This window comes from Streptomyces sp. bgisy100 (genome assembly GCF_057709105.1).
Window position 1 is genome coordinate 125,305 of record NZ_JBYITE010000004.1, and the last position, 26,799, is coordinate 152,103.

At 70.9% G+C, this 26,799-nt stretch carries 22 protein-coding genes and 2 pseudogenes; 11 read left to right on the plus strand and 13 right to left on the minus strand.

All coding sequences use genetic code 11. From position 1 onward, the window contains the following. Positions 1-233: 233 nt before the first annotated feature. Together AC3EQ1_RS04575 and AC3EQ1_RS04580 are read right to left on the minus strand one after the other, a co-directional pair. Complete coding sequence (locus tag AC3EQ1_RS04575; RefSeq protein WP_432092933.1) at positions 234-728, minus strand: lamin tail domain-containing protein; 495 nt, start codon at positions 726-728, stop codon at positions 234-236. Between the two features lie 420 nt (positions 729-1,148). Next, positions 1,149-1,907 carry a GntR family transcriptional regulator gene (locus tag AC3EQ1_RS04580; protein WP_432092934.1) on the minus strand — a complete coding sequence of 253 codons (759 nt, stop codon included), beginning with the start codon at positions 1,905-1,907 and terminating at the stop codon, positions 1,149-1,151. A gap of 169 nt (positions 1,908-2,076) precedes the next feature. On the opposite strand from AC3EQ1_RS04580, the gene AC3EQ1_RS04585 reads away from it, so the two are divergent. The 5 genes and pseudogenes from AC3EQ1_RS04585 (at position 2,077) to AC3EQ1_RS04605 (ending at position 4,571) form a co-directional block, all read left to right on the plus strand. After that, a complete protein-coding gene (locus AC3EQ1_RS04585; RefSeq protein ID WP_432092935.1) occupies positions 2,077-2,517 on the plus strand; it encodes an ATP-binding protein in 441 nt (146 codons plus the stop codon). Positions 2,518-2,773: 256 nt separating this feature from the next. Next, on the plus strand, positions 2,774-3,436 hold the full coding sequence (locus tag AC3EQ1_RS04590) for a hypothetical protein (protein ID WP_432092936.1): 663 nt from the start codon (positions 2,774-2,776) through the stop codon (positions 3,434-3,436). A 170-nt stretch (positions 3,437-3,606) separates the two neighbouring features. After that, positions 3,607-3,813: pseudogene (locus AC3EQ1_RS04595) on the plus strand (transposase); the annotation flags it as partial. Positions 3,814-3,832: 19 nt separating this feature from the next. Continuing rightward, positions 3,833-4,060 carry a hypothetical protein gene (locus tag AC3EQ1_RS04600; protein ID WP_432093044.1) on the plus strand — a complete coding sequence of 76 codons (228 nt, stop codon included), beginning with the start codon at positions 3,833-3,835 and terminating at the stop codon, positions 4,058-4,060. Positions 4,061-4,319: 259 nt separating this feature from the next. Further along, positions 4,320-4,571 (plus strand): SCO4226 family nickel-binding protein, encoded by a 252-nt coding sequence (locus AC3EQ1_RS04605; RefSeq protein WP_432092937.1) that lies wholly within the window; start codon positions 4,320-4,322, stop codon positions 4,569-4,571. Between the two features lie 381 nt (positions 4,572-4,952). On the opposite strand, the pseudogene AC3EQ1_RS04610 reads toward AC3EQ1_RS04605, so the two are convergent. After that, positions 4,953-5,504, minus strand: a pseudogene (locus AC3EQ1_RS04610) (TerD family protein); the annotation flags it as partial. Between the two features lie 112 nt (positions 5,505-5,616). Here AC3EQ1_RS04610 and AC3EQ1_RS04615 point away from each other — a divergent pair. Together AC3EQ1_RS04615 and AC3EQ1_RS04620 are read left to right on the plus strand one after the other, a co-directional pair. Continuing rightward, positions 5,617-7,074: a catalase gene (locus AC3EQ1_RS04615; RefSeq protein ID WP_432092938.1), complete on the plus strand. Its 1,458-nt coding sequence runs from the start codon at positions 5,617-5,619 to the stop codon at positions 7,072-7,074. 305 nt (positions 7,075-7,379) lie between these two features. After that, complete coding sequence (locus AC3EQ1_RS04620) at positions 7,380-8,126, plus strand: hypothetical protein (RefSeq protein WP_432092939.1); 747 nt, start codon at positions 7,380-7,382, stop codon at positions 8,124-8,126. 98 nt (positions 8,127-8,224) lie between these two features. Here the strand turns inward: AC3EQ1_RS04620 and AC3EQ1_RS04625 are convergent, their stop codons facing one another. Then, positions 8,225-9,847: an AMP-binding protein gene (locus tag AC3EQ1_RS04625; RefSeq protein WP_432092940.1), complete on the minus strand. Its 1,623-nt coding sequence runs from the start codon at positions 9,845-9,847 to the stop codon at positions 8,225-8,227. Then, positions 9,844-11,517: an AMP-binding protein gene (locus AC3EQ1_RS04630; RefSeq protein ID WP_432092941.1), complete on the minus strand. Its 1,674-nt coding sequence runs from the start codon at positions 11,515-11,517 to the stop codon at positions 9,844-9,846. Before AC3EQ1_RS04630 ends, AC3EQ1_RS04625 begins: the two co-directional genes overlap by 4 nt. A gap of 90 nt (positions 11,518-11,607) precedes the next feature. On the opposite strand from AC3EQ1_RS04630, the gene AC3EQ1_RS04635 reads away from it, so the two are divergent. After that, complete coding sequence (locus AC3EQ1_RS04635; RefSeq protein ID WP_432092942.1) at positions 11,608-12,480, plus strand: helix-turn-helix transcriptional regulator; 873 nt, start codon at positions 11,608-11,610, stop codon at positions 12,478-12,480. A gap of 190 nt (positions 12,481-12,670) precedes the next feature. Here the strand turns inward: AC3EQ1_RS04635 and AC3EQ1_RS04640 are convergent, their stop codons facing one another. Continuing rightward, the gene (locus AC3EQ1_RS04640; protein ID WP_432092943.1) at positions 12,671-13,804 is read right to left on the minus strand and encodes a winged helix DNA-binding domain-containing protein; all 1,134 of its coding nucleotides are present in this window, start codon (positions 13,802-13,804) and stop codon (positions 12,671-12,673) included. A 187-nt stretch (positions 13,805-13,991) separates the two neighbouring features. Further along, on the minus strand, positions 13,992-14,732 hold the full coding sequence (locus tag AC3EQ1_RS04645) for a PP2C family protein-serine/threonine phosphatase (protein WP_432092944.1): 741 nt from the start codon (positions 14,730-14,732) through the stop codon (positions 13,992-13,994). A gap of 593 nt (positions 14,733-15,325) precedes the next feature. Between AC3EQ1_RS04645 and AC3EQ1_RS04650 the strand changes: the two genes are divergently transcribed. Beyond that, on the plus strand, positions 15,326-16,492 hold the full coding sequence (locus tag AC3EQ1_RS04650) for a magnesium and cobalt transport protein CorA (protein WP_432092945.1): 1,167 nt from the start codon (positions 15,326-15,328) through the stop codon (positions 16,490-16,492). A 235-nt stretch (positions 16,493-16,727) separates the two neighbouring features. Here AC3EQ1_RS04650 and AC3EQ1_RS04655 read toward each other — a convergent pair whose 3' ends face one another. Next, a complete protein-coding gene (locus AC3EQ1_RS04655) occupies positions 16,728-17,885 on the minus strand; it encodes a Dyp-type peroxidase (RefSeq protein WP_432092946.1) in 1,158 nt (385 codons plus the stop codon). Between the two features lie 220 nt (positions 17,886-18,105). On the opposite strand from AC3EQ1_RS04655, the gene AC3EQ1_RS04660 reads away from it, so the two are divergent. Continuing rightward, positions 18,106-19,317: a right-handed parallel beta-helix repeat-containing protein gene (locus AC3EQ1_RS04660; protein WP_488187141.1), complete on the plus strand. Its 1,212-nt coding sequence runs from the start codon at positions 18,106-18,108 to the stop codon at positions 19,315-19,317. 7 nt (positions 19,318-19,324) lie between these two features. Here the strand turns inward: AC3EQ1_RS04660 and AC3EQ1_RS04665 are convergent, their stop codons facing one another. Beyond that, positions 19,325-20,005, minus strand: a complete 681-nt coding sequence (locus tag AC3EQ1_RS04665) for a hypothetical protein (RefSeq protein WP_432093038.1) — start codon at positions 20,003-20,005, stop codon at positions 19,325-19,327. A gap of 302 nt (positions 20,006-20,307) precedes the next feature. Continuing rightward, positions 20,308-22,866 carry an SdrD B-like domain-containing protein gene (locus AC3EQ1_RS04670; RefSeq protein ID WP_432092948.1) on the minus strand — a complete coding sequence of 853 codons (2,559 nt, stop codon included), beginning with the start codon at positions 22,864-22,866 and terminating at the stop codon, positions 20,308-20,310. A gap of 1,230 nt (positions 22,867-24,096) precedes the next feature. Between AC3EQ1_RS04670 and AC3EQ1_RS04675 the strand changes: the two genes are divergently transcribed. Next, positions 24,097-24,648 (plus strand): hypothetical protein, encoded by a 552-nt coding sequence (locus tag AC3EQ1_RS04675; RefSeq protein ID WP_432092949.1) that lies wholly within the window; start codon positions 24,097-24,099, stop codon positions 24,646-24,648. Between the two features lie 63 nt (positions 24,649-24,711). Here AC3EQ1_RS04675 and AC3EQ1_RS04680 read toward each other — a convergent pair whose 3' ends face one another. From AC3EQ1_RS04680 to AC3EQ1_RS04690, 3 genes are read right to left on the minus strand one after another with little or no spacing between them, the layout of a single operon-like run. After that, on the minus strand, positions 24,712-25,356 hold the full coding sequence (locus tag AC3EQ1_RS04680) for a TetR/AcrR family transcriptional regulator (RefSeq protein ID WP_432092950.1): 645 nt from the start codon (positions 25,354-25,356) through the stop codon (positions 24,712-24,714). Beyond that, positions 25,353-26,033 carry a DUF4166 domain-containing protein gene (locus tag AC3EQ1_RS04685; RefSeq protein ID WP_432092951.1) on the minus strand — a complete coding sequence of 227 codons (681 nt, stop codon included), beginning with the start codon at positions 26,031-26,033 and terminating at the stop codon, positions 25,353-25,355. The genes AC3EQ1_RS04680 and AC3EQ1_RS04685 overlap by 4 nt, the downstream gene beginning before the upstream one ends. Beyond that, a complete protein-coding gene (locus AC3EQ1_RS04690) occupies positions 26,030-26,755 on the minus strand; it encodes a hypothetical protein (protein WP_432092952.1) in 726 nt (241 codons plus the stop codon). Before AC3EQ1_RS04690 ends, AC3EQ1_RS04685 begins: the two co-directional genes overlap by 4 nt. Positions 26,756-26,799: the final 44 nt, after the last annotated feature.

A 26,799-nucleotide genomic window follows, 5' to 3' on the forward strand; every position in this document is an offset into this window, starting at 1 on the left:
GACACCCTGTCCTGTCGCGCCAGGCGCCGCCGCCCGGAACCCTCGGTCCACCCTTGCCGCCCGTCTACCCCGCCCTGCGGGCGGCACCCCGGGCACCGGTTCGCGGTGCGGGGCCCCGCCGCCACGTGGGAAGCGGGGCCCCGCACGGACGGCTCAGGGGCTCAGGGCTCAGGGGCTCAGGGGCTCAGGGGCTCACGACCCCAGAGAAGCCCGGGAGCCCAGGAATTGATCCCTCAGGAGTGGTAACCGATGTAGCCGTTGCCGTCGCGGTCGGATCCGCTCCGGGTGTAGGAGTGGACGTCCGCCCGGCTGCCCGAGGGCTTGTACAGGTAGATCGTGTCGCGGTCGTTGTTCCACAGGAAGTTGCAGTTGTCGCGGTAGACCACGTTCCGCGCGTCGGAGTCGCTGCCGTGGCCGCCGCGGAGCTTCACGTAGTCACCGGGCTGCAGGTAGTGGTTCGCGGTGAAGGTGAAGCGGTTCCCGGTGGCGTCCTTCACGACGTACCCCTTGAGGTTCACGGTCGCCGAGGACGAGTAGTTCTTGACCGTCAGGTACTCCTCGTCGGTGTTGCCGGACGAGCAGCTGTTGGAGTCCCGGCCGGGCGCGTCGTACTGGACGCCACGCACCTTCAACGCCGAGCTGTACTCCGCGGCCTGCGCCGGAACGGCGGCGAGAACGGCCATCGCGCCGGCGGCGACGGCTGCGGCTATGACGGGAAACTTGCGCATGAGAGATCCCCCTCCATTGGTGATGGAACTGTGTTGCATGTGGAGGACTCGCAACGGGATGCGATGGTTGCACGGTGAACTAAATTGGCCGCAGCTGATCAGAAGTGATCACTGAGGGGCGGAGAAGGGCACGGGATCCGGGGCATGGACAGCACCTGAGGGCGCGGCAGTCACGGGCAGCCGGGACCACGGGGCCGACTGATCCGCCCGAACGCCCCACGCAGGGAGGCCAGAGCTTCGGTGACCCGCGCACGACCGGCCGACAACACACCCGGACGGAGCCGGAAGCAAACCACCAGGGTTGGGCGCTCGCGCACTGCGGCGCCCGAAAAGCCGCGCCCGGCCAAGGGAAACGGGACCCGACACCGGCGCGGAGAGTCGCACGCCGCCGCCCCTCGGCCCGCGCCGAGGGAGGACGGATCACCCGTCGAAGTCGTACTCGAGAACGTACGAGGCCGAGTCGAGGGCCATCTCGTTGACCTCCACCGCTCGGCCGTCAGCGGTGAAAGCCGTCCGGGAGATCAGGAACACCGGTGTACCCATGGACAGTTCGAGGCCGTCGGCCTCGTCGGCGGAGGGCATCCGGGAGCGGATCTCCTCCCGGAAGTGCACCGGCTTGTGACCGAGGTCGGCGAGACGCGCATAGATGCCACCCGGGCCGGTGTCCTGCCGAGTGATCGCCGAGCCGGAGACCAGGGCCGCCGGGAGGTACGAGACCGCGAGAAGAACCGGCTTGCCGTCGAGGACGTACCGCCGACTCCTGACGCAGACGGCATCTCCCTCCTCCAGCCCGAGCACCGCAGCGACCCGAGCCGGCGCAGGCTGCTCGTCGACGGAGGCCCGGTCGACGGCGACGGTGCGTCCATCGTCGTCGGCCGACCACAGCGAGCGCCCATTACCCCAGGCCTCCTCAGCGAGGCGCTGAATACCGTGCCGCCGCAGCGGACGGAACGACCGAACGAAGACCCCGGCGCCCTTGCGCGCTTCGGCGAGCCCCTCGTTCTGCAGCACCCCGAGAGCCTGCCGTGCAGTCATCCGGGCCACCTCGTAGGTCGCCATTAGGTCGTTCTCACCGGGGAGCCGATCGCCCGGTCCGTAGCGACCCGCATGGATCGCCTGCTTCAGGTCGTCGGCGATCCGCTGATACTTCGGCCGGCTGCCCGCACCCCGATTGGCCATCAGGCGCCCCTCCTTTCTTCTCTAGACACCCTAAGGGGCTCTCGCTTCGCCCGCGTGTACGGACGGTTCACCCCTACACCTGAAATCCGCACATTCAGCCTTGACATCTCTAGAGATGAAGCTCTTCACTGAACATCTCTAGAGATGTTGCCAACTCGGGAGGGACTCCGTGCAGCAAGCCACTTCTCTCGCCATCCCGCCCCCTGTCCGAATCTGGGGCCTCACTTGCCCGGGCTTTCCCGAAGAGGTCCGCCGTGCCCGCCGCTGGGCCCTCGATATCCTCGGCGACTGCCCCAAGTCCGACAACGCCGAACTGATCGTCAGCGAACTGGCGACCAACGCACTGATCCACACCGCGAGCCGGAGCGACGTCTTTCACGTCGCCCTCATCCGCTCCGCCCACGTCCTCGCGATCTCCGTTACCGACAGGGGAGGAACCGACAGCAGCCCCCGGGTCGAACACCCTGACGGCGATTCCCTTCATGGCCGAGGACTCGGCATCGTTGCCTTACTCGCCACTCACGTTCATGTCGAAGGCGACCGGACCGGCCGCACCATCACTGCCGAAATCCGTCTGCCACCGGCGCCCCCGGGAGCGCAATGGCCGTGAGCGGGGAGCACCACGCCCTTCAAGGGCCGCTCCGGCACCGGACCGCCCGCAGCATGTGGCGCTCCGCGCACGCTGCGAGCGGTGGTCCGCATGGGCTAACAGGCGCGCGCGCTCCCTCGGCGGGCGGCACTGTGTGAGTGAGCTCTGAGCGGCCACCGCCGGGCCGGGGTGACTCGTGCCCAGGGCGACGGAGGCGACGCCGAGCGGCCCGCACGAGAGCCGGACGAGGACAGCACCACCGGAGCTGGGAGGATTCATGCGGGACAAGCCGCTGAGGAGCGTCGGCGCGCGGTTGTTCCGCAAGCGTCGCGACGCCTCGTCCCACGGCTCACGGAAGCGGTCCGGGCCGGATGAAACCGTGCTCGACATCGCCCTGGTCGACGCCTTCATCGCCGGCACGCTGGACCCGCAGGGTGAGGCGACCCTGGCTCAGCAGGTGGCGGGGCTCATGCCGTTCCACTGGGACCTGCCGAACAAGATCGCGGAGGCGCTGGCGCGGCTCACCGACCATCTCGACGGCCCCCGCGCGCTGCTCGCCTGGCTGGACCGGCACCCCGGCCGGCCGCGGCTCGCGGCACGCCTCTACGTGCTCGTCGAACTGCTCGACCAGTACAGCGCGCGGCCGGCCGTCGTGACGGCGGTGCGCGAGGTGCGGGAGCAGACGCCGTACCCGCCGGGCCTGGAGCACCACCTGGTCCCGCCCACCGACGACGAGACCCTGGCCGGCCTCGGGTCCGCCATCGAGTCGCTGCTCGGCGACGACCGCCCCGAGGACGCCGTCGCGCTGGCAAGGGCCACGGTGGCGATGGTCCAGCAGGCCGCACCCCGAGCCGCGGAACTCGACCACGAGGTGCGGGACCTGGGCGAACTGATGGAACACGTGGAGCAGGACATCCTCGCGGCGGGCGACGACTCGTGAGGAGCCGAGCGCTCGTCGGCCGCGACCGACGAGCGCTCGGCTCCGCGAGGTATTCCCGGCCACCCCCTCAGAGGGCGGTATACGAGTCGATAGGTGATTTGCCCGCACCTGAACGTGTGGGACTGCGGCATCCCCGCCGGTCGGCGGGCTGGGGCGTGCTGGACTGAATCGTGAGCGAGCGCAAGCCTTGCAAGACCGACCTGTCCGACGGGCAGCGGGTGCTGATCGAGCCGGTGATCGCCGCGTGGAAGGCCGCACACCGCTCGGTCAGCGGCCACCGGGGCCGGTACGAGATACGGGAGATCGTCAACGCGCTCCTGCACCAGGGCCGCACCGGCTGCCGGTGGGACCTGCTTCCGCACGATCTGCCGCCGCGCGCGGTGATGTACTGCTTCAGTGCCACCGGCCCCGAAGCTGGCCGGCCATCCGGCCTACCGGCAGATCATGGCGGTGTTCACCGAGGCCGACGCCCCGCTGCGGGCACGCCAGGTGCGCGAGGCGATGGACCTGGAGATCGCGCCCAACAACATCAACAACAACACCCGCCTGAAACCCAAGCGGCTGACCGAGCGCGGGATCCTGGCCGAGACCGAGCGGGGCTTGTTCACCCAGCCGCGGCCGTAGCCGCCCGGCGACGTCGCGGACCAGCCCGCTCACCCCTCCCGAAAGGGCGAAAAAACGGGCATCAGCCCTCGTAACCCTATGACAGATCTCGTACACGGTGAGGGCCTCGGCGCGATGGGGCCCTTTGTGTGCTGGACACGCTCACCGGGCTCGGTTCCGAATCACGCTCGCCGTGCTGGTCGTGCCGTACGGGCGCAGTATGGAAGGAGGAGGAGAGCAGGTCGGAGCGCTCCGGGAAGCGGAAGGAGGTGCGAGGCCCGTGACACGGTTCATGGATATCCACCACGGAATGCAGGGCATCACGGCCGAACAGCTGCAACAGGGCCACGAGGCCGCTGCCGCGGGCGAGCGGGAAGAAGGAGTCCACTTCGAACACGCCTGGGCGGATCCCGATTCCGGCACAGTCTACTGCCTCAGCGAGGGCCCCTCGCCCGAGGCGGTCCGCCGCGCGCACGAGCGCGGGGGCGCTGACACGCCGGACGAGATTCATGCGGTACCGCTGATGGTGTGAGCCATGGTGCGCACAGCCCCGGTCCCCTGCCCGCGGGGTCGCGGGCAGCGGACCGGGGCCCTCACCGAGCAATGATCAACCTTTGTGTGTGAGGACGTTGATGAGCAGACGTGTCGCCTGGTTGCGGAGAAACCGCAGGCAGGGGGGCCTGTTCACAACACCTACTTCCCCTGGTCTGGCGGGCCCGTTTTTCAGCCCTGAACAGAGGAGTGCACGCCCCAACGGAGCTGCGGCTGAGCGGTTGCTAGTGGTCGTCGTTGGTCGTTGCTCGTCGTCGCTGGGCTTGTTCACCCAGCGGCGGCCGTAGCCGCCCGGCGGCGCCGCCAGCTCGCTTACCCCTCCGGCATGGGCGAAACGGACACCGACTCTCGTACCGCCCCCTCACACCGGCACCGCCGCCCGTTGCCCGGACGGAGCCCGGCGCGGTGCCGGCTGGCCCAGGTGGACCACCACGGTGGCGTAGAAGCGGTGCACGGCGTCGTCGACGCTGCGGATGAAGCCGGATTCGGCGTTCCCCCGGCCGCTCCCCATGCCCTTGAAAGGGGAGAGCCGGAAGCCGGCGATCGAGGCGCCGTTCTTCGGGAGCATGTCCGCCGGCTCCGGGCGCAGCCGTTCCAGCGTGCCCCGGGGACCGCTCGCCTCCCCCTCGACGAGGGTTTCGACGTGGACGTCGGCGGGCGCGTCCGCGAGGCGCTGGATGAGCCGCTTCGCCCAGGTCAGGGGGTATCCCTGGGTGGGTGCCGGGATCTCGATGGAGGTGCGCAGCCTGGTGGTGCGCAGGTCGGCGCTGATGGCGAGTACGCCCGGGGTGCCCTCGATGCGCAGCTCGGACTGGAGCCGCCCCTCACGGCAGAGCCGGTCGGCGAGGCGGGTGCGCCGCTCGCCCGGGTCGGTTCCGCGTTTGGCGCGCTGGACGGGGAGTACCCCCACCCCGCATGCAGGCGCCACACCGCCACCTTTCAACAAACTGTTGACGTTCGCTCGAAGGGCTCCCTACGCTCCAGACGCGGAAGTCGAATTCCGCGCTCCCGGACGGAAGGTCACCATGCCGAAGCCCACGCTGACGACGGAATCCGGCGCCCCCGTCGCCGACAACCAGAACTCCGCCACCGCCGGCGCAGGCGGTCCGCTCCTCCTCCAGGACCAGCACCTGCTGGAGAAGCTCGCCCGCTTCAACCGCGAGCGGATACCGGAGCGCGTCGTCCACGCCCGGGGGTCCGGTGCCCACGGCCACTTCGAGGTGACCGACGACGTCACCGGCTTCACCCGGGCCGGCTTCCTGAGCGAGGTCGGCAAGCGCACCGAGGTGTTCGCCCGCTTCTCCACCGTCGCCGACAGCCTCGGCGGGGCGGACGCGGTACGGGACCCGCGCGGCTTCGCGCTGAAGTTCTACACCGAGGAGGGCAACTACGACCTCGTCGGCAACAACACCCCGGTCTTCTTCATCAAGGACCCGCTGAAGTTCCCGGACTTCATCCACTCGCAGAAGCGCGACCCGTTCACCGGCAGCCAGGAGCCGGACAACGTCTGGGACTTCTGGGCGCACTCCCCCGAGGCCACCCACCAGGTCACCTGGCTGATGGGCGACCGCGGCATCCCGGCCTCGTACCGCCACATGAACGGCTACGGCTCGCACACCTACCAGTGGACGAACGCCGAGGGCGAGGCGTTCTTCGTCAAGTACCACTTCAGGACCGACCAGGGCATCCGCTGCCTCTCCAACGAGCAGGCGGCCGAGCAGGTGGGCCGGGACGCCGACTCCCACCAGCGCGATCTGCTCCAGGCCATCGAGCGCGGCATGCACCCGTCCTGGACGCTGTACGTGCAGGTCATGCCGGCCGCCGAGGCCGCGGACTACCGCTTCAACCCGTTCGACCTCACCAAAGTGTGGCCGCACGCCGACGTCCCGCTGCGGAAGGTGGGCCGGCTGGTGCTGAACCGCAATCCGGAGAACGTCTTCGCCGAGGTCGAGCAGGCCGCCTTCTCCCCCAACAACTTCGTGCCGGGCATCGGGCCCTCGCCGGACAAGATGCTCCAGGGCCGGCTGTTCGCCTACGCGGACGCGCACCGCTACCGGCTCGGCGTCAACCACACCCAGCTGGCCGTCAACGCGCCCCGGGCCACCACGGCCCACAACTACGGCCGGGACGGGCTGATGGCGGTCGACGCCGGCGGCCGCTTCGCGAAGAACTACGAGCCGAACTCGTACGGCGGGCCGGTGGAGACCGGTCGGGCGCTGTCCGCCCCGCTCCCGGTGTCCGGGCACACCGGGACCCACGCGGCGCCGTCGCACAGCAAGGACGACGACTTCTTCCAGGCCGGTGAGCTGTACCGGCTCATGTCGGAGGAGGAGCGGGAGCGCCTGGTGGCCACCATCGCGGGCGGGCTGTCCCAGGTCACCCGGGAGGACGTGATCGAGCGGAACCTGGCCCACTTCCGCGCCGCCGACCCGGACTACGGCAAGCGGGTCGAGGCGGCGGTGCAGCGGCTGCGCGACAGCTGACGGGGCATACGGTCGCCGGCCGGGAGGGGCCGGTGGGCGGAACGGGAGGTCGGGCACGCCCACCGGGGGGACGGAAGATGCGGCGGCGCTTCCACCGGTTGGCGGGACGTACCGGTGGGCGGAACGTGCGGTCGGACGTATCCCCGGCCGGGCACCCGGAGCGCCCCGCCCGCGGGGTGCCGATCCGGACGCCGGCCACGGGACGTCCCGGCCGCGAACAAATCCGCCGACTCCCTCCCAACCCGGCACGCTTTGATGGACGATGGAGCGAACATCCCTCCTACGGATCTGTGCTGGAGCCGAACATGGCAGAGAGCGTGCCGGTGCGCTGCCCCGCGTGCCGCCGCGAGCACTCGTTCACCCCGCCCGCCTTCCCCTGTCCCTGCGGCACCCCGGTGACCCTCACCCTGCAGACGGAGGCCCCGGCGGAACCGATGGAGCACCACACCTGGGAGGAGTCCTGGGTGACGGCCCGCTGTCCGTCCTGCGGCCGGGAGGACCAGTGGCCGCACCCCGAACTGGGGTGCCCCTGCGGCTGTGTGCTGCGGCTGCCGGTGGCGCCGCCACCGGAGCCGTCCGACACCGGGCCGCGGAGCTCCGCCGCGGGCGCCCGGCACCCCGGGTCCGGGTCACCGGCGCGGACCCAGCCGCCGTCCTCGGCCGTACTGCGGCCCGCGTTCCGGCCGGTGACGATCCGCACCAGCCGGGACGCCGTGACCGCCGCGGCCGAGTACCTGAAATGGCTGGGCTTCCGGGAGGTGCTGGAGGCCGACGACCGGCCGACGTCCGGGGTCTCCGTACGCGGCAGGGGCGTGGTCGCGCAGGTCGATCCCACGACCCGGCCGTCCACGCTCCGCGATGTCGAGTGCCTGTGGCTGAACGGTCTCACCGACTCGGCCGAGAGCGTCTTCTTCTCCCTCGCCGGCTACCGCCGCGAGGCCCGCGCCCGCGCCGACGACCTGCACATCCCGCTCTTCGTCATGGATCTCACGGGCACCCCGCAGCCGGTCAACGACGCGGCGGACGACCTGATCCGCATGGGAGCGCAGTAGGCCGCGTCCATGCTCCTCGGCGCCGCGGCCGGTGTCCGGCGGCCCCTCGGCGGGCCCGCCGGACATCGCTCATGGTGCAAGGCCCCCTGAGGCCGCCGCTACGCGCCCGTCGGCCGCTCCGCGAACCGCTCCCGCAGCTCGATCTTGCGCACCTTGCCGCTGACCGTCATCGGGAAGGTGTCGAGCAGCTGGAGATGGCGCGGCACCTTGTAGTGGGCGAGCCGCCCCCGGCAGTAGTCGGCGAGTTCGTCGAGCGTCAGCGGCCGGGCGGCGTCCCGGAGCACGACACAGGCCAGGATCTCCTCGCCGTACTTCTCGTCCGGCACCCCCACCACCTGCACATCGGCGATCTTCGGATGGCCGTGCAGGAACTCCTCGATCTCCCGCGGGTAGACGTTCTCCCCACCCCGGATGATCATGTCCTTGATCCGGCCGACGATCGTGAGGTAACCGTCCTCGCGCATCACCGCGAGGTCGCCGGTGTGCATCCAGCGGCCCGCGTCGATCACCTCGGCCGTGCGCTCCGGCTCCTCCCAGTAGCCCAGCATCACCGAGTAGCCGCGGGTGCACAGCTCCCCCGGTGTGCCACGCGGCACGGTCACCCCGGTCGACGGGTCGATCACCTTGACCTCGATGTGCGGCAGCACCCGGCCGACCGTTCCGGTGCGCCGCTCCAGATCGTCCTCGCGCCGGGTCTGGGTGGACACCGGGGAGGTCTCGGTCATGCCGTAGCAGATGGACACCTCCGCCATGTGCATCTCGGCGACCACCCGCTTCATCACCTCGACCGGGCACGGCGATCCGGCCATGATCCCGGTGCGCAGCGAGGACAGGTCGTAGGACGCGAAGCCGGGCAGCCCGAGTTCGGCGATGAACATCGTCGGCACGCCGTAGAGCGAGGTGCAGCGTTCACGCTCGACGGCGCGGAGCGTGGCCTCCGGGTCGAAGACGGGGGCCGGGATGACGATGCATGCGGCGTGACTGGTGGCCGCGAGGTTGCCCATGACCATGCCGAAGCAGTGGTAGAAGGGGACGGGCAGACAGATCCGGTCCTGTTCGGTGTAGCCGACCGTCTCCCCCACCCAGTAGCCGTTGTTGAGGATGTTGTGGTGGGAGAGCGTGGCGCCCTTCGGGAAGCCGGTGGTACCCGAGGTGTACTGGATGTTGACCGGGTCGTCGCAGCTCAGCTCCGCGGCGCGGGCGGCCAGTCGCTCCCGCGGCACCTCCCGGCCCGCGGCGAGCAGTTCGTCCCAGGACGGGGTGCCGATGAAGACGACGTCCCGGAGGGCCGGGCAGTCGCCGCGCACCTCCTCGACCATGGCGCGGTAGTCGCTGTGCTTGTACGCGACGGAGGAGACCAGGACGTCGACACCGGCCTGGTTCAGTACGTACGCCAGCTCGTGCACCCGGTAGGCGGGGTTGATGTTGACCATGACGGCGCCGATGCGGGCCGTCGCGTACTGCACCAGCACCCACTCGGGGCAGTTGACGGCCCAGATGCCGACCCGGTCGCCCTTGGCGACGCCCTTCGCGAGCAGACCGAGCGCCACCTCGTCGACGTCCCGGCCGAACTCGGCGTAGGTCCACCGCCGTCCCGAGGCGACGTCGGCGAGCGCCTCGCGGTCGGGGTGGGCGGCGACGGCGCGGTCCAGGTTCACGCCGATGGTGTCGCCGAGGAGCGGTCCGGTGCCGGTGCCGCTGGTGTAGGAGAGTTCGGTCATGCGGTGTCCTCTTCGGTGTACTCGGTGGTGCCGCCCCCGGCCGTACGTTCCCGCAGCTCGATGCGGCGGATCTTGCCGGAGACAGTCTTGGGGAGGTCGGCGAACTCGATCCGGCGGATCCGCTTGTACGGCGCCAGGGCCGCCCGGGAGTGCGCGAAGAGGGCCCGGGCGGTCTCCGGGCCGGGCTTCCACCCCTCGGCGAGCACGATGTACGCCTTGGGGACGGCGGCGCGCAGCGGGTCGGGCGCCGGGACGACCGCGGCCTCGGCGACGGCCTCGTGCTCCAGCAGGGCGCTCTCCAGCTCGAAGGGGGAGATCTTGTAGTCGCTGGCCTTGAAGACGTCGTCGCTCCGGCCCACATAGGTGATGTGGCCGTCCTCGTCGCGGGAGCCGATGTCGCCGGTGCGGTAGTAACCGGCCGCCATCGCCTCGGCGGTGCGCTCCGGGTCGCCGTGGTAGCCGGTCATCAGCCCGACGGGCCGGGCGGAGAGGTCGAGACAGATTTCGCCCTCGCTGCCGGGCTCGCCGGTGACCGGGTCCAGCAGCGCCACGGTGAAGCCCGGGGTGGGCCGGCCCATGGAGCCGGTCTTCAGCGGCTGGCCGGGGGTGTTGGCCACCTGCACGGCGGTCTCGGTCTGGCCGAAGCCGTCCCGGATGGTGACGCCCCATGCCGCACGGACCCGTTCGATCACCTCGGGGTTGAGCGGCTCACCGGCGGCGACAACCTCCCGCGGCGGGGTGCGCAACAGCCCCAGATCGGCCTGGATGAGCATCCGCCACACGGTGGGCGGGGCGCAGAAGCTGGTGACGCCGGCCCGGTCCATCTCGGCCATCAGCCGGGCGGCGTCGAACCGCGTGTAGTTGTGGAGGAAGACGGTCGCCTCGGCGTTCCAGGGGGCGAAGAGGTTGCTCCAGGCGTGCTTCGCCCAGCCCGGCGAGGAGATGTTGAGGTGCACGTCGCCGGGTCGCAGCCCGATCCAGTACATCGTCGCGAGATGGCCCACGGGGTAGGAGGTGTGGGTGTGTTCGACCAGCTTGGGCCGGGCGGTGGTGCCGGAGGTGAAGTAGAGCATCAAAGTGTCGTCGGCGAGGGTCGGCCCGTCCGGCTCGAACACCTCGGACGCGGTGGACGCCTCGTCGTAGTCGGCCCAGCCGGGGGCACCGGCGCCGACCCGGATCCGGGTGTAGTCGCCCGGCACCTCGTCGAACTTGGCGGTGTCCTCGGCTCGGACCACCACGTGCGCGGCCCGGCCGCGGTCGATCCGGTCCCGCAGGTCCGCCGGGCCGAGCAGCGGGGTCGCCGGGATGACCACGGCCCGCAGCTTCATCGCGGCGAGCGCGGTCTCCCACAGTTCGGTCTGGTTGCCGAGCATGACGACGATCCGGTCGCCGGCCCGGACGCCCAGCCCGCGCAGCCAGTTCGCCACCCGGTTCGACCGGGCTGCCAGCGCCGCAAAGGAGAGACGGGATTCCGAGCCGTCCTCCTCGACGATGTGCAGCGCGGGACGGTCGTTGTTCTCCGCGATCCGGTCGAACCAGTCCAGCGCCCAGTTGAACCGCTCCGGCCGGGGCCAGCGGAACCCCGCATACGCCGTTCCGTAGTCCTCCCGGTGCCGCAACAGGAAGTCCCGCGCCCTCCGGAACTCCTCCGTCGCACTGGTTGCCGCCATGTGCCCTCCTCATTGCCGGCCGAATGACTAGCATCGTGTATTCAGTGACCTGGGTCTCACTACCCCCGGACGGGGGTGAAGGGGTTGGCCGTGGTGCAGACGGGCGAAGCAGTCGACGTACGAGCAGCGCTGCTCAGGCTGCGCTGCTCCAGTGGCCTGCCGGTGGTGTTCGGCGGCCTCCTGGAGGATCGCGGGCGGCTGCGGATCCGCCAGCTGAACGGGACGGAGACGGATGCGCTGCGCGGGCTGAGCGTCGCCACCGGCAACGGCATCGGCGGGAAGACGCTCGCCCTGACCCGGCCCACGGCCGTCGCCGACTACCCCTCGTCCCGGACGATCAGCCATGAGTACGACGCGGCGGTGGCGGAGGAGGGCCTGCGGGCGGTGCTCGCGGTGCCCGTGGTGGTGCGCCATCGGGTGCGCGGGGTGCTGTACGGCGCGCTCCGCGAGCGGATGCCGCTCGGCGACCGGACCATCGCGACGGCCATGGAGGCCGCCCGGGGCCTGGAACGCGCCCTGGCCGAACGGGACGAGGCGCAGCGGCTGCTGGCCGTCCACCCCCGCCCGGCCGACCCGCGCCGGGCGCCGGCCGGCGCGGATCCCGGTCCCGTCGCCTGGGAGGAGGTCCGCGCGGCCCACGGCGACCTGCGGGCCCTGGCGGCGCGGGTGGCCGACCCGGCGCTGCGGGAGGAGATCCTCAGCGCCTGCGGCCGACTGGCCACGGCGGCCGGCGGCGCCCCGTGCGACGCGGACGGCCCCGCGCCCGGGATCCGGCTGGCGCCGCGCGAGCTCGACGTCCTGGCCTGCGTGGCCTCCGGGGCGACCAACGCGGGGGCGGCGGAGCGGCTGGGGCTGCGCCCGGAGACGGTGAAGGGCTATCTGCGGTCGGCGATGCGCAAGTTGGGCGCCCGCACCCGGCTGGAGGCAGTCGTCACGGCCCGCCGGGCGGGGCTGCTGCCGTAGCCGGTCGGGGCTGTGCCGTAGGCCGCCCTGGCCGGGGGCCGGGGCGGCGGCAGGGGCAGGGCAGCGTCTGATCGGGGACGGGACCGTGGTGGACAGGACGCGGTGGACGGGACTGTGGCGCACGGGACCGCGGTGGACGAGGCCGCGGTAGACGGGACCGCGGTGGACGAGGCCGCCGTGGACGGGACCCTCAATGCGGGGCGAGCCGGATGTCGTGGGAGGCGTCGGGGGCGGCGAAGTCCAGCAGCCGGGAGCCCTCCGCCCCGATGGCCTCCCGCTCGGCCCGGGACAGCGGCTCGAACGGCTCGACGGCCAGGGCCGCGGTGTCGCCGTTCCGGTCGATCCGCCAGACGGCGCGGATGAATCCGTCCACGAGGACCGGGCTGAAGGCCTGGTTGCCCTGCCAGATCCGCTTCCGGTAGGCGTCCGCGATCACCCGGGTGCGGTCGTGGTGCGAGAGGAAGAGGTTGTCGTACTCCGGGAGGAAGCGGACCGGTGCCGGGGTCCCGGGATCCGGCAGCGCGCCGTCCTGCACGTCGAAGAGTTCCACGCCGTGCTCGTCCCGGAAGGTCCGCAGCCGCGGCCGCAGCCCGTCGACGACCCCCCGGAGCCGGGTGAGCCCGGACCAGACCTGCACGTCCCGCACCGAAGCCGGGCCGAACGCCGTCAGACACCGCAGCACCAGCGCCTCCACCCCCTGCGCCGTCGGCTCTCCGGGCTCCTCCCCCAGCCACTGCCGCACCGTGGTGTGCCGGGCGAGCCCGCCGCGGCCCCACAGCCCCCGCGGCGGCACCTGCACCAGGGGCAGGGCGGTGCGGGCGGCCATCGACAGCGCCAGGGGTTCCCGCTCGGGCCAGAGCTCGGCCAGCGCGGTGCCCAGCTCGCCGAAGGTCAGCGGCCGTTCCTCGACCAGGGCCCGGGCGGCCTCCGCGAGCCGCGTCAGGTCCACGCCCGCCATCCGCTTGCCGAAGGTGCCCCGGTAGCGGCGGTCCTGCATCTCCTGGAGAACGGGCCGGAAGGCGAGGCAGTCGCGGGCGGTGACCAGGTGCAGGGTGGACCGCTGGAGCGAGATCCGGACGGTGCGTCGGCCGGCCAGGAGCTCCGACAGCGCCTCCGGGCGGAACCCGGCCAGCCGGGCCCACAGGGCGTAGTACGGCACCTTGGGCACCTGCGCGTGCACACCCGCGAGGTGTTCCACCGCCTCCTCCGCGGACAGCTCCGCCCGGCGCAGCAGCAGCTGCCGGTCCAGCAGGGCACGGTTGAGCGCGCGGGGGCCGAGTACGGGTGCTGTGGCGGCGGCGGAGGGTGCGGCGTCGGTCGGCATGGCTCCACGCTAGGCGGCCATGCGGTCAGCTCCGGTCCGCTTGGGCGAGGTGATGCCCGCCTGCATCGGAAGCCGCCTGCCGGAGGTGGACGCGCTGGGCGGGGCGCAGCATGCGGCGACTCACCCGGCAGACGGGAGGCAGCGTGCGGCGACTCACCCGGCAGGCGGGAGGCAGTGTGCCGCGGCGCTACTCGCCGATGCGGACGAGGGCGAGCGTGACGTTGTCCGGTCCGCCGGCGTCCATGGCTGCCTTCCAGAGTTCGTAGGCGGCTCTGCCGTCCGCGTGCACCCGGAGGATCCCGCCGAGCTCCTCGTCCGGCACCGGATCGGTCAGCCCGTCCGAGCAGATGAGCCAGCGGTCGCCGGTGGACAGCGGTGTGCCGGACACATGCGGGTCGACGGGGCTGAAGTCGGGCGTGCCGCCGAGGGTCTGGGTGACCACGGTCGAGCTGCGCTCGCCGGGTGCCAGAGGAGGGTTGTCGTCGAGGGTCAGCTCCCGTACCTCCTCCGCACCGACCCCGTACACCCGGCTGTCGCCGATGTTGAAGACGACGGCCCGGTCCCGGGTCAGCACCAGGCCCGCCACGGTGGTGCCCATCATGATCAGGTCGGGGTCACCGTCGGCGGCCGCGTACACCGCCCGGTTGCAGTCCTCCAGGGCGTCCCGGACGGTCTCCTCGCTGTCCAGCGCCGGACCGACCCGGGACAGCCTGCGCACCACCATGGCGCTGGCGACCTCGCCCGCCGGATGCCCGCCGAGTCCGTCGGCGACCGCCACGACCAGCGGGTTTCCCAGCGGGAAGAGCAGGGTCTGCGGGCTCTCGGTGACGGTGCTGCACAGCGTCCAGGGCCCGACGACCAGGCTGTCCTCATTGCTGTCGCGCAGCAGCCCCGCGTGACTCAGCGCGCTCACCACGATGTAGGCCATGGATGTCCTCGTCTTCCGGACGGGATCTCCCGGAGGGCTCCGTGGTCTCCGGCCTGCCTCCCGGAGGGCTCCTTACTGTGTGCCGCGCGGGCCTGGCGCGGGCTGCCGTGTCCAGCGCGGGCCCCTCGAACCGGGCCTGCACCCGCGTCCGGGGCCTCCTGCACGGGAGCCGATACCCCAGGTACGGGGCCAGGGCGTCACGGCGTCCCGCCCGGCTTCCCGACCGTCCCGGACGGGCCGTCCCGTCTTCGGGACGGGCCCCGGGGACGGCAGCGCCCGCCCGCCTGCCGCGTACCTCCATTGTGCTGCCGGTCCCGACGACGGGCCCGGCGGCAGCCGCGCCTCCGGCCCGCTCCCCCTCACCCGTGCGAGGTTCGCCCGCGGCTTTCGCGCCGTATATCCTGCCTGGTGGCTCAGTGACATGCGAGCGAGGCAGGAGGTGGGGCTGTGATGCGCAGCGAACCCCCCAGTCGTACGCCGTGGAGCACCGGCCCGTCCCTGCGCTGCCTGTCCCGGCGCTAGCGGAGAGCCGGGAACGGTGCGCGCGGTGCGACCCGATGCCGACCCTGCCGTTCCCCACCGAAGGGACCCCCATGTCCGAGCGCCGCCCTCGCCCCCTGCTTCCCGGGCGGAAGCACTCCTGGCTGCGTCCCTCCTCGGCCCGGCCCGCGGACGGGCCCCCGTCCGCACCCGCGCCCGCGCCGGCTCGGACCGGCACCGAGGGCATGGGCAACGGGGAGAGCAGCGTGGTGCACGCCGCGCTGTACCGGGACGGCCGGCGCGTCAGCACTCCGGCGTCCCTCGCCGAAACGTTCCGCGAGCTGCGCGAGCAGCAGGACGGCATGGCGTGGATCGGACTGCACCGGCCGACGGAGTCCGAGCTGCTGTCGCTCGCCGAGGAATTCGATCTCCACCCGCTGGCGGTCGAGGACGCCCTGGAGGCCCATCAGCGTCCGAAGCTGGAGCGGTACGGCGACACGCTCTTCGTGGTGCTGCGCGCCGCCCGCTACCTGGACGACCCCGAGGACATCGACTTCGGTGAGCTGCATGTGTTCGTGGGCGCGGACTTCGTCATCACGGTGCGGCACGGCGCGGCGCCGGACCTCTCCGGGGTGCGCCGCCGGATGGAGGAGACGCCCGAACTGCTGAGCCTGGGCCCGGAGGCGGTGCTGTACGCGATCCTCGACGCGGTGGTCGACGGGTACGTCCCGGTGGTCGCGGGGGTGCAGAACGACCTCGACGAGATCGAGACCGAAGTCTTCCTCGGCAAGCCGGAAGTGTCCCGCCGGATCTACGAACTGGCCCGCGAGATGGTCGAGTTCCAGCGGGCCACCCGCCCCCTGGTGGGCATGCTCAACGGCCTGATGGCGGGATTCGCGAAGTACGGCACCGACGAGGAACTGCAGCGTTACCTCCGGGACGTCGCCGACCACGTCACCCACACCAGCGAGCGGGTGGACAGCTTCCGCCAGGCGCTCGCCGACATCCTCACGGTCAACGCGACCCTCGTGGGACAGCAGCAGAACGCGGAGATGCGGGCCCTGGCGGAGGCCGGGTTCGAACAGAACGAAGAGATCAAGAAGATCTCGGCGTGGGCGGCCATCCTCTTCGCACCCACCCTGGTGGGAACGATCTACGGCATGAACTTCGACCACATGCCGGAGTTGCACTGGGTGTTCGGCTACCCCTTCGCCATCGCGCTGATGGGAGTGGTGTGCATCAGTCTGTACGTCATCTTCAAGCGGCGGGGCTGGCTCTGAGTCATCGTCCGCATGAGCGGATGCCCTGCAAGACCCATCCACGTCATGGCAGACCTGCCGCCCGAATGCGGCCGGGCATGGCGCCCGGCCGGGCAGTGGTCGGGCCTCTGATCAGCGTCTCCGACGGCACCCCTCGGGCCCGGTGCCCCCAGGTCATCCCATCGACGGGGGCAACAGTCGAACCGGACCCGGAGACCGGCGGCCCTCTTGCAGGACCGCGAGAAAGATGACGGGGTCAGGCGAACAGCTGGGAACCGAGTGGGCGTTGCCGGTCGAAGCCAGGGAGGATCAGGAAGGTCGCGCTCGCGGTTGTGGTGGTGAATTGCAGCAGTGCGTCGGAGGTGTCCATGTGGGTGAGGGTGGCGGTGAAGGTCCGCAGGTCGTTCTGGAAGCTGATGAAGAGCAGGCCGGGGGCGGGCTCGTCGGTGCTGTAGGAGCGGCGGAGCATGAGGCCGGCACCGACCACGGAGGGGTTCGCCCTGCGTACGTGGGCGTCTGCGGGGACGAGATAGCGTCCGTCCGGTGTCTTGGCGCCGAGTTGCGGGTCCGAGGCGACGGTGCCGCCGGAGAGGGGGGCGCCGCCGGCCCGGCGCCGCCCGAAGACCGCTTCCTGCTCGGCTACGGACAGGGCGGCGAACCGGGGCAGGTCGAGTTCCATGCGCCGCAGTACGGCAAGGGTGCCGCCGGCGACCGCAGGGGGCCCGGCCAGCCACAGGTCGCGTTGTTGTTCGGCGGTCGTGTGCGGACCCACGATGCCGTCGATGAAACCGAGCGGGTTCCGTGGCGCGGTGAGGCCGTTGCCGACGGGCACGTTCGTACCGCGGCGTGCGGACTGCCGCCAGCGTTCGTGGATGCGGTCACCGGCCTGGTCCACCAGCGCGGCGGCGACGACCGGCAGGAGCAGCGCGTCGCCGGCGCAGATCTGCATCAGCAGGTCACCGCCGCGTGCCCGCGGGGCGATCCGCTCGCGGGAGAATCGCGGGAGGTCGGCCGCTCCGGGCAGCGAGGCACCGGCCGTGCGGACCAGTCGGGGGCCCACGCCGACGGTCACGGTGAGGTCGCCCGGTGGCAGGCCCAGCAGCCGCGGATCGTTCCCCGCGACGAGTGTGCGGATGGCCCGGCCCAGGTCGGCCAGTAACGGGCCGGGAGCCACGGTGGCACCGAGGTCGGCCACCACGGCCAGCAGGTTGGGCTGGGCCGGCTGAGGGAGCGTGATGCCTGCCTGATGCCGGCCCGTCGCCACCACTGGCGTCGGCGTGGCCGGTGCGGTGGGGGCGTGCCGGCCCGGCGGGGCGGAGTCCGATGCGCACCCGGCGGTCAGGCCGGCGGCCACCATGGTGCCGGAGACATCGAGGAACGCGCGGCGCGACGGACGGTGATCAGCTCGATGCATGGGGTGCAGAGTGCCATATCCGCATCGTGTGCGCGGGTCGATCTCGCCTATTAGGGCGTGGAATTGGGCGTTCTGCCAGACTGCGATCATGCCTCGATTAGCTTTTCGCGTGGTGGCGGCGGTACTGGGCACGCTGGCACTGGTGGTCGGCTGCGGCGGCGGTGGGGATGACGGATCAAGCAAAGGCCGTCGACCGACCGGTGCGCATGTGACGATCCGCGTGCCTGCCGATGCCCCGACGATCTCGGATGCGGTGTCCTTGGCTCGGCCCGGTGATCTGGTGCTGGTCGCTCCTGGCGTGTACCACGAGTCGGTGAGGATCGACACGGCTCGCATCACTCTTCGCGGCGCGTCCCGGGACAGGGTCGTCATCGACGGGCGGTTGCGGCAGCCGAACGGTGTCGTCGTCGCGGCGCCCGGAGTGGCCGTGGAGAACCTGACGGTGGAGAACAACACGCAGAACGGCGTGCTGGTCACCGGTTCGGCGGCGGCGGCCGCGGGTCTGCCGGGGCAGAGCGGCGGCTACGACACCGGCGATGAGCCGGTCACCTTCCTGAAGTCGTTCCTGGTCTCGCATGTGACCGCGACCCGCAACGGTCTGTACGGCATCTACGCGTTCTCCGCGCAGGACGGAGTCATCGAGCACTCGTACGCGTCGGGCGGGGCCGACTCGGGGATCTATGTCGGGCAGTGCAAGCCGTGTCGCGTCGTGGTGCGGGACAATGTCGCCGAACTCAACGCGGTCGGTTACGAAGGCACCAACGCCGGCGGCGACCTGTATGTGGTCCGCAACCGTCTTGTCGGCAACCGGGTCGGTCTGACCACCAACTCCGACCACCAGGAGAAGCTGCTCCCGCAGCGGGGCGCCGTCATCGCGGGCAATCTGATCGCCGCCAACCAGCAGCGGGCCACCCCGCAGCAGGCCGACGGCGGGTGGGGCACCGGCATCGGCGTCGACGGCGGCAGCGACAACCGGTTCGTCCGCAACCGCATCGCCGACAACAGCAACGCCGGGCTGGTGATCACCGCAACCGCCGACATCCCGTCGGTCGGCAACCGGATCGTGGACAACACGTTCACCCGCAACGGCGTCGACGTCGGCTGGACGTTCCCCACCGCCACGCGGGGACGGGGCAACTGCCTGCGTGGCAACGATCTGCGCACCACGGTGCCCGCCCGGCTCGCGACAGCCGCGGCCTGTCCGCTGCCCGCCAAGTCGCCCTCGCCGGCCGGCAGGTGGGCGATGCGGACGGCACCCGGTGGCATCCCGTTCACCGAGGTCGCGGCGCCTGATCGACAGCCGCAGTTCCCTCACGCCACCACTACGGGCGCCACCGCCGTCCCAGCCGTTCCGGCCCTGCCGGACGTGGCCGGCGTCCCGCTGCCGCCGGCGTCCCTGCTCGCCACGGACGCGCGGGTGCCGACGTCCTGAACAGCGGCTACCGCGTCGGGGTGACCCCGGGCACCGGCTTGACCGGAACGTAACCGTGAGTGTCGAAATCGATGACCACCGGCTGCGACCCGGAACCCACGCTGATGCGGACCCGGTACATGGTGCCGTCCGAGCCGACCCAGTAGCGCACCCGGTCCGCCGTACCGGAGCGGTCGCGGGAGGACGGCCCGGTCATGACGTCCACCCGATGCCCGTCCACCTGGTCCCGTCCCAGCCAGGCGGCGCCGTTCTGCGGCAGCAGTTCGGCGTTGTCCGGCCGGTCGATGCCGAGGCCGAGTGCGATGGCCAGCGAACTGTCCAGCGAGCTGCCGGACGACTGCAGGGGACGGCTGTACCAGCCCGAGCGGGGCGGCGACGCGGGCGCGTGCGCCGGGGCGTTCGCCATCGGGTGGACGAACACCGCGGTGGCCGTCCACTCGATCAGCCCGTCGCTGGATGTGTCGCGCCCGGTGCCGTGCACCACGCCATAACCGATCTTGCGTCGGTAGTCGACGGACCCGGTGACGATCAGTCCTCCGGCGGTGCCCGGCACGGTGATCGTCAGCGCGCGGCCGTGCGCCTCGTAGTTGCGGAACCGCGTCATCGCCAGCCGGTTCACCTCACCCGACGTCAGTGCGCGCGGACCGGTGGGGCCGGAACCGCCGTCGGCGACCAGGAACGCGGCCACCGCGACGGCCGCTGCGCCGATGACGGCTGCCGCCCAGCGGGCCCGCAGCCTTCGGCGCCGGTCAGCCGCACGGCCTGGTCGGGTTTGCCGGCTTCTCACGCTCCGCACGCGATTCCACGCTGACACTCTGCTGATTCACCCTCTCCATCACCACACCGCCCGGCCGCCGTGCGGTCGCGGCGACGCTCGGCAGTCCGGTGACGGACGACTTGAAGGCCGGCCCTCGTGGACCGGCCGAGGCGTGATCTGCCTGACCGCGCCATACGGATCGCGGGCAGGCAGATCACTGTTGTTCGCTTCGTTCAGTGTTTCCGGGCGCGACGCTTCCGGCTCACGAGCGCGAGGGCCAGACCCGCACCCACCAGCAGACCGACGAGGGCGATCACCTGTGGCAGCCCGGACATACCGGTGTTCGCCAGGGGACCCTTGCTCCCGCCGGTCGGGGCCGGGTCAGCAGGCGGCGCGCCTGACGGCGGCAAGGCCGGGACCGGTGGTGAGGTCGGGGCCGGGGTCGGTGGTGAGGTCGGGGGCGCGGTATCGGTCGGGGATGGGGTCGGGGTCGCGGTATCGGTCGGAGTCGGAGTCGGAGTCGGCGTTGCCTTCGGGATGTACACCCCGGCGTCGATCGTGTGATCGACGCCGCCCGGCTTGTCCGGCGCCGTGACAGGCGCGGAACCGCTGCACAATGGCCCGGTGGTCGGCGGTGTCACATTGGAGTCATGCGCACGTTTGGCACCGGCTCGCGGGAGCGTGAACCGCAGCTCGCTCGCCGGGGGCCGGCCGGGCACCGTGCCGGTGTCCGCGGTGCACACGTCGAACTGCACCGTGTACTTCGCGCCCGGCGTGAGCTCGTACTCGGCGCCGACACCACCGAAGTAGTACTCACCGGCGGCATCGGTCCTGGTCGTGGCGACCTGTTCGCCGTCCGCGTCCAGCAGGTTGATCGTCGCCCCCGGCAGCAGCACGTGGCCCGGGTCCTGGATCCCGTTGTGGTCGCCGTCGAACCACACGACGTTGCCGATCTGGATCGGCGCGTTCGCCGCCGCGTAGGCGATGTCACCGAGCCCGCCGGCCTTGCCGAACCCGCCCTGTTCCCGGCTGACGAACTGGAACCCGTTGGCGGTCGGGTTGTTGCCCGGGCCCTGGCCGGTCGTGATGTCGTGGTACCCGGTCCCTGAGGTCGCGACGTCGACGACCGGGTCGAACTCCGTGCTGACGACCCACTGCTGCTGCGGGATATAGGCCACCGACCCCAGCGCGGTCTCCTGGTGTGCGTTGGCGTAGAAGTCGCCCGGGAAGTATTCGACGACATCGGCGGGCTGGCCGCCATTGTTGGCGGGGGTGGCGTGGTTGGGGCAGCTCCCGGTGCCCTCCCACTCGAATTCTCCGGTGGGAGTGGCACAGACCATGGTGATGTCACCACCGGACATGGCGATTTCCGCCGTGTCGTTCCCCGGGCGTGGGTCCAGCCCTCCCCAACTGAGCACGTCCATGAACCGGTCGCGGAAACCCAGGATCATCGAGCCGTCCCGGGCGAAGGCGAGGGAGGCCAGCTCCGGCTGCGGATCGATGAAGACGCCGCCCGCCTTCCGGTCGTCCCACGTGTCCAGGCCGGTGTTCCACGGGTTCCAGTGGGTGGCCTTGTCGCCGGAACCGAAGACGCTGCCGCGTTTGTCCGTGAGCGGGTGGTTCAGCACCGTGGTGAACCGCTTGCCGTCGTAGGTGGAGACGAGGGCTTTCAGGTCCGCGCGCTGCCGCGTGCTCTCCGCGCTGCACACGCCGCCCACGTACAGCGTGTTGTTGTGGACCTGGAGACCGAACGGCCGCCAGTCGCCGGGGCTCGCGCACCCCGGGTCCGGGATCGGGACCGTCGCCTCGGGCTCCGAGGCGGTGGCCCCTGTCGCGTCGAAGCTCACCAGGCTGCGGGTCCGCAGGTTCACCGCGTACAGCGTGGAGCCGTCCTCCGACAGGGCCAGGCCACCGATGCTCTCCTTGCCCGGCGCGTCGGTGAACCCGGCATCCTTGATCATGTTGGCGGTGTCGTGCTGCGTCACCGCGGCGTCCGGCACCCGCGCGAACAGCTGTGGCGTACCCGAGCCGTTGGCCGGCACCGTGTAGATCGCGCCGGCGCCCTCCGGCCCGTAGGGGGCGTAACGGCGGGCGAACGCGCTCTGGAACAGCCGGGTCCGGTGCTTGTCGTACGCCAACCCGAACGTCGTGCCCACCTGGTCCTGCGTGGCCAGTGTGTCCGGGCACGCCACATCGGTGGGACACGTGCCCCGGGTCTTCGTCCCGAACGCCACCAACGCCCGGTTGTCCGTCCCGTTGGCACCGTTGTGGACCGGTACGAAATACCGCGAGTCCGGCAGTGCATAGTCGGCCGGATCCCACACCCCCGTCACCACCGAGGCGTTCTTTCCGTCCGACACATCCACGAACGACGTGAAGCTGTTGAAGTGGTTCTCCGCCGTCGACGCGGGCGCCGCCCGCAGATAGTCGCTGTACGGTGCCGGGACGCTGACGTCGACGCGGTACCGGCCGCCTTTCAGCACCGTCGACTGCGCCACCACGACCTTTCCGGTGGCATCGGTGACGCCCGTGACAACGTGCCCGGCAGGGTCGGAGATCTCCACCTTCATGCCCCGCTGGGGCACGTCCATCGTGGTGTTGACCACGCCGGTGCCGAAGAAATCGCGCAGCACCTCAACCGTCAGCGTGCCGTCTGCGGTCGAAGCGGCGGCCGGGCCGGCCGTCGCCCCTACGGCGCCGCCTGCCAGCAGGAGAACGGATAACCCTATGCGCGCCAGCCGCCCCGCAAGCCTGCGGGCCGACCGGCGTGAGTCTCTGCCGACTCGGTTCATGGCACCACACTCCACACTTCTCTTGTCGTGAAAACGAAGCACCCGCTTCTCGCCGCACGCCCACTGGCCCCGGACGCGCGGCTGCCGGCCGCGAACGCCGCGGAAAAGAAAAAGGGTCCACCGCTGTTGCGTGGACACCTTTGCGCTGATCGTTCGAGGGCATTGCGGGCGAGCCATAACTGCCGTGGGCCAGGAAAAGCGAACGCGCGTTCAGAGCCTTGAGCAGGACCGCACCGGGTTGCGTCTTTTTGCAGCTCAACCACGGCACTCCTGCCCTCACCGCCGACCTCACCGACCGCCATCGCGAGCAGCGCGCGATATCTTATCCGCTGGAGTCTCGCCGTCACCAGTAGAGCCCCTGGAATCCATCGGGATCCGCCCCCCGAGCGCCCGGAGATTGGCGATCGGAAGTATGTGCGACAGCGACGCAATGGCCGGATCCGGGTAATGGTCGGATCCGGTCCCGTTGGGTGCGTTCAGCCCGGGTGACGCGTCCGGGACGTACGCGTCACACAGGGGCGCTGTGCAGCCGATTGGTCCACGGTTCGCCTGCTGCATGATTGTCGGGATGTCATACTTACTAATAGGGATCCGAACGCGAATGGATCACGGATTTCCCCACAACAGGTACGGGACGTCCTGCCAGGGCACCGTACCCACGCCCCGCCCGCCACCGCGACAGGATCCATCGGCCCGAACAGACGTCGAGCTGTGGCATGAGCTGACCGCGATATTCCTTGAGAGCGGCATGGCGCGTGGCTGTCGGGTTTCCCGAATCGGATCCACTCGTGATCCCGGCTCAACCTCGCCCGCCAACCATGGTGCTCAAAATCGCCAAGTACAGCACTCGGTCACAACGGGCTGAGCACTGCCAGGGAGCAGCCCCGCCGCCTGCCGGCTTCCGGGGTCTGGCCGGCGTAACGCTGAGGGGCCCGTCGGCGGGTGCGCACGCCGGCTCTCCGGCTCGTCGAACTCCGGCCGGGCCTGTCGAGGTTGCCGCGTGTGCAGCGACGAAGTCTCAGCGCCATTCAGTAGACGCACTGCCAAGACAGCGGGGACTCACAGCTAACGACAGCCAGCCGGGCCGGCGCAAAGCTGGGCGGAGAGACAGCGGCAGCCGGGGACTGTGCACGGGCGCAGCGAGCATTTGCGCGCCTCGACGTCTTGTCTCCACTGATACCTGGTGGTCGGCCAGTGCCCGCTACGCAGCGCCGATGAAAGGAATAGAATATGGACCGGACCAAGAAGATCCTCGTCGCAATTGCCGTTGCCGCCATGGCGGGCAGTGCCACAACCCCGGCCGTGGCCGGGGAAGGGCAGAACGCTCGGGCTGCCGAAGTGACTCCCGCCGGGGGGAGGGGAAAGTGTGATCACTACAACTCCAGCTCCCGGCCGTTCCGTCGCGCCCCCAACGTAGCTGTTGGCGTGTCGGTAAATGTGTGCATCTCCAAGACGGGTGGAAACCCGGGTACTTACTACGCGACTACTCGCACCAACTGGTACGGAGGATTCCTCATCCCCGGGGTCAAGCGATTCGATGAGTTCTCAGTTCATCTACGACTCGAAAAGAACAATGGCAACAAGCAGACCATTGTCTGTGACCTCACGCGGGACATCAATACACACAAGTGGAGCAACGGAACAGCGCGAAAGTGCATGCAGGACGGATATGTCGGATCAGCCGGCGGTTGGTCGAGCGACGGATACGTTGTGTATGACTACGACGGTGACGGAAAGGGCGACCGCAAGTGGCAGCTCAAGGGGTCCCCTGCGATCAACTGAGTGAGCTGTCCTGCACCGTTCGGCCGGCCGGACGAGCGCGCTCCCTGAGAGGCGGGGCCGCTGTCAGCCTTGAGTGCGTCGGGCGGTGCTGCGCCGGATGCGTGCCCGTACGGCCCGTTGGGCGACCGGGCCCAGTTCCTCCAGGACGGCGACCAGCCCGGAGAGCTGCTCCAGTGCGTCCAGGGCCGCCAGCGCACCCTCCGGGTCCACGCCCTCGTACAGCTCCAGGCCGACGAAACCCGCCGCGAGGGCCCGGGAAAGGCCGGTGACGTCCACGAAGTCGGCGATCGGCGTGCCGGTCAGCACCCGCCTCAGCACCTGTTCGATCTCCTCGATCCACAGGGCGAGGCCGGCGGCGGTCGCGGGGGCGAGCCGGGGCTGGGTCTGGGCTCCGGCCAACAGCTGGGCGAGGACGGCGACATGGCCGCCGGCCCGCTCCTCGGTGTGCAGCTCCCGCCCCAGCTCCAGGAGTTCGGCGAGGCTGCCGACCCGGGCCAGGCGTTCGCGGTAGCGCACCACGCGCTGCTCGGCGCCGTACCGGCAGGCGGCGGCGAGGAGTTCGTCGACGCTGCCGAAGTGATAGAAGACCAAGGCCTGGTTGACTCCGGCGGTGGCGGCGATGCTGCGGGCCGAGGTCTTGGCGATGCCCTGCTCGGTGAGCGTCCGCAGCGCACCGGCGAGCAGTTTCGTACGGGTGTCGGCGCTCATGTTCGGGCCTCCTCGCGCAGGGGCCGCAGCCCGGCGCGCACTCCACGCTCGGCGATGTTCACGAACTCGGCGGAGAAGGACCCCTCGTAGCCGAAGAGGGGACCGAACCGCCGGTTGCCGACCCGCACCTGGATCCGGAAGCGCCCGGCCGCCTCATCGTACGACTCGCGCACCACGGCATCGCCCCCGATCAGGTCCGGTACCCGGACGTCGACCGGCCCTTCCCGGAAGCGGTGTTCGCCGGAGCGGATGACCAGGGATCCGCTGTCGTCCACCGTGAAGTGCAGGTCGGTGGCGAGGTGCTGGTGGGTGCCGAGGTAGTCGACGACGCAGCCGCGCTCGGGGCTGAAGACCATGGTGGCGTCGAAGCGGCGGGGGCGGCGCGGGAAGGAGAAGGTCCGGACGAAGGTGACGGTCTCCCGGCCGAAGGAGTCCGTGTACGGGACGTTCTCGATGACGAAGGGGATGTCCCGGCCGGCCTGCGGGACGAGGATGTGGCGGCTGCCGCCGAGGGCCAGGAAGGGCCGGACGAAGCTGCGGCCGTGCCAGATACGGTCCATCGTGCCCCGTCCGGTACACGCCTCCCCGCTGTCGAGCCCGACCGAGAAGCGCCGCCGGATCTTCGGGTGGAGCCGGTCGAAGTCGGCGCCCAGGGCGCGCTGGAATATCGAGGTCACGACTGCTCCAGGGTGGCGAGAAGGGCGGTCGGGGCGGCAGCGCTCCCACTGCGTCCGGCCCGTTCCGGCGGCCGGCGCAGACAGCGGCGGGCGGCGGGGGTGACGGGCAGGGGCGGCAGCAGCAGCGCGGCGCCTGCCACGGCGAGGACGGGGACCACGGCCGCGGCGGCGGGCACCACAGCCGCGGTGACGAGGACGGCGGCGATACGGACGAACAGCTCCGCGAGGGCGTGGCGCAACGACTGCTCGGGGGTGATCCCGCGTTCGCACCACAGCCGCAGCCGGTCGAAGGACCAAGCGGTGGCCCAGCCCATCAGCGGCCGGAAGAGGAGCCGGTCGGCGGCCCGGCCGAAGCGGCCCCAGCGCGGCCGGTAGTCGTATCCGGTGAGGAACCGCAGCTCCGCACCGTCCGGGACGTACCGCCAGTACCCGCGCCCCTCCTCGATGAGCGACAGCGGGTGCGCGGAGGAGAAGCGGAGGGCCGATGTCCGGGTGCCGTCGGGCCGGTTCCGCTCACCGGCCGAGACGCCGGTGCCGTCGACCGTGAGCAGCGGCAGGACGCGGGTGGCGTAGCGGAAGCGCTGCGGCTCCCCCGGCGCGCACGGCAGATAGTCGATCTCGCTGAACCTCAGGTCCCAGCGCTGGTGCCGGTCCGGTGACTGGCTGCGGTCCCACACCTCGTCGATCCCGGCGCGGATGCGCGCCTCCACGTACAACCTCATACGACTTCCCCGTCCCAGACGTTTTGAGCGACTGCTCAAAACGC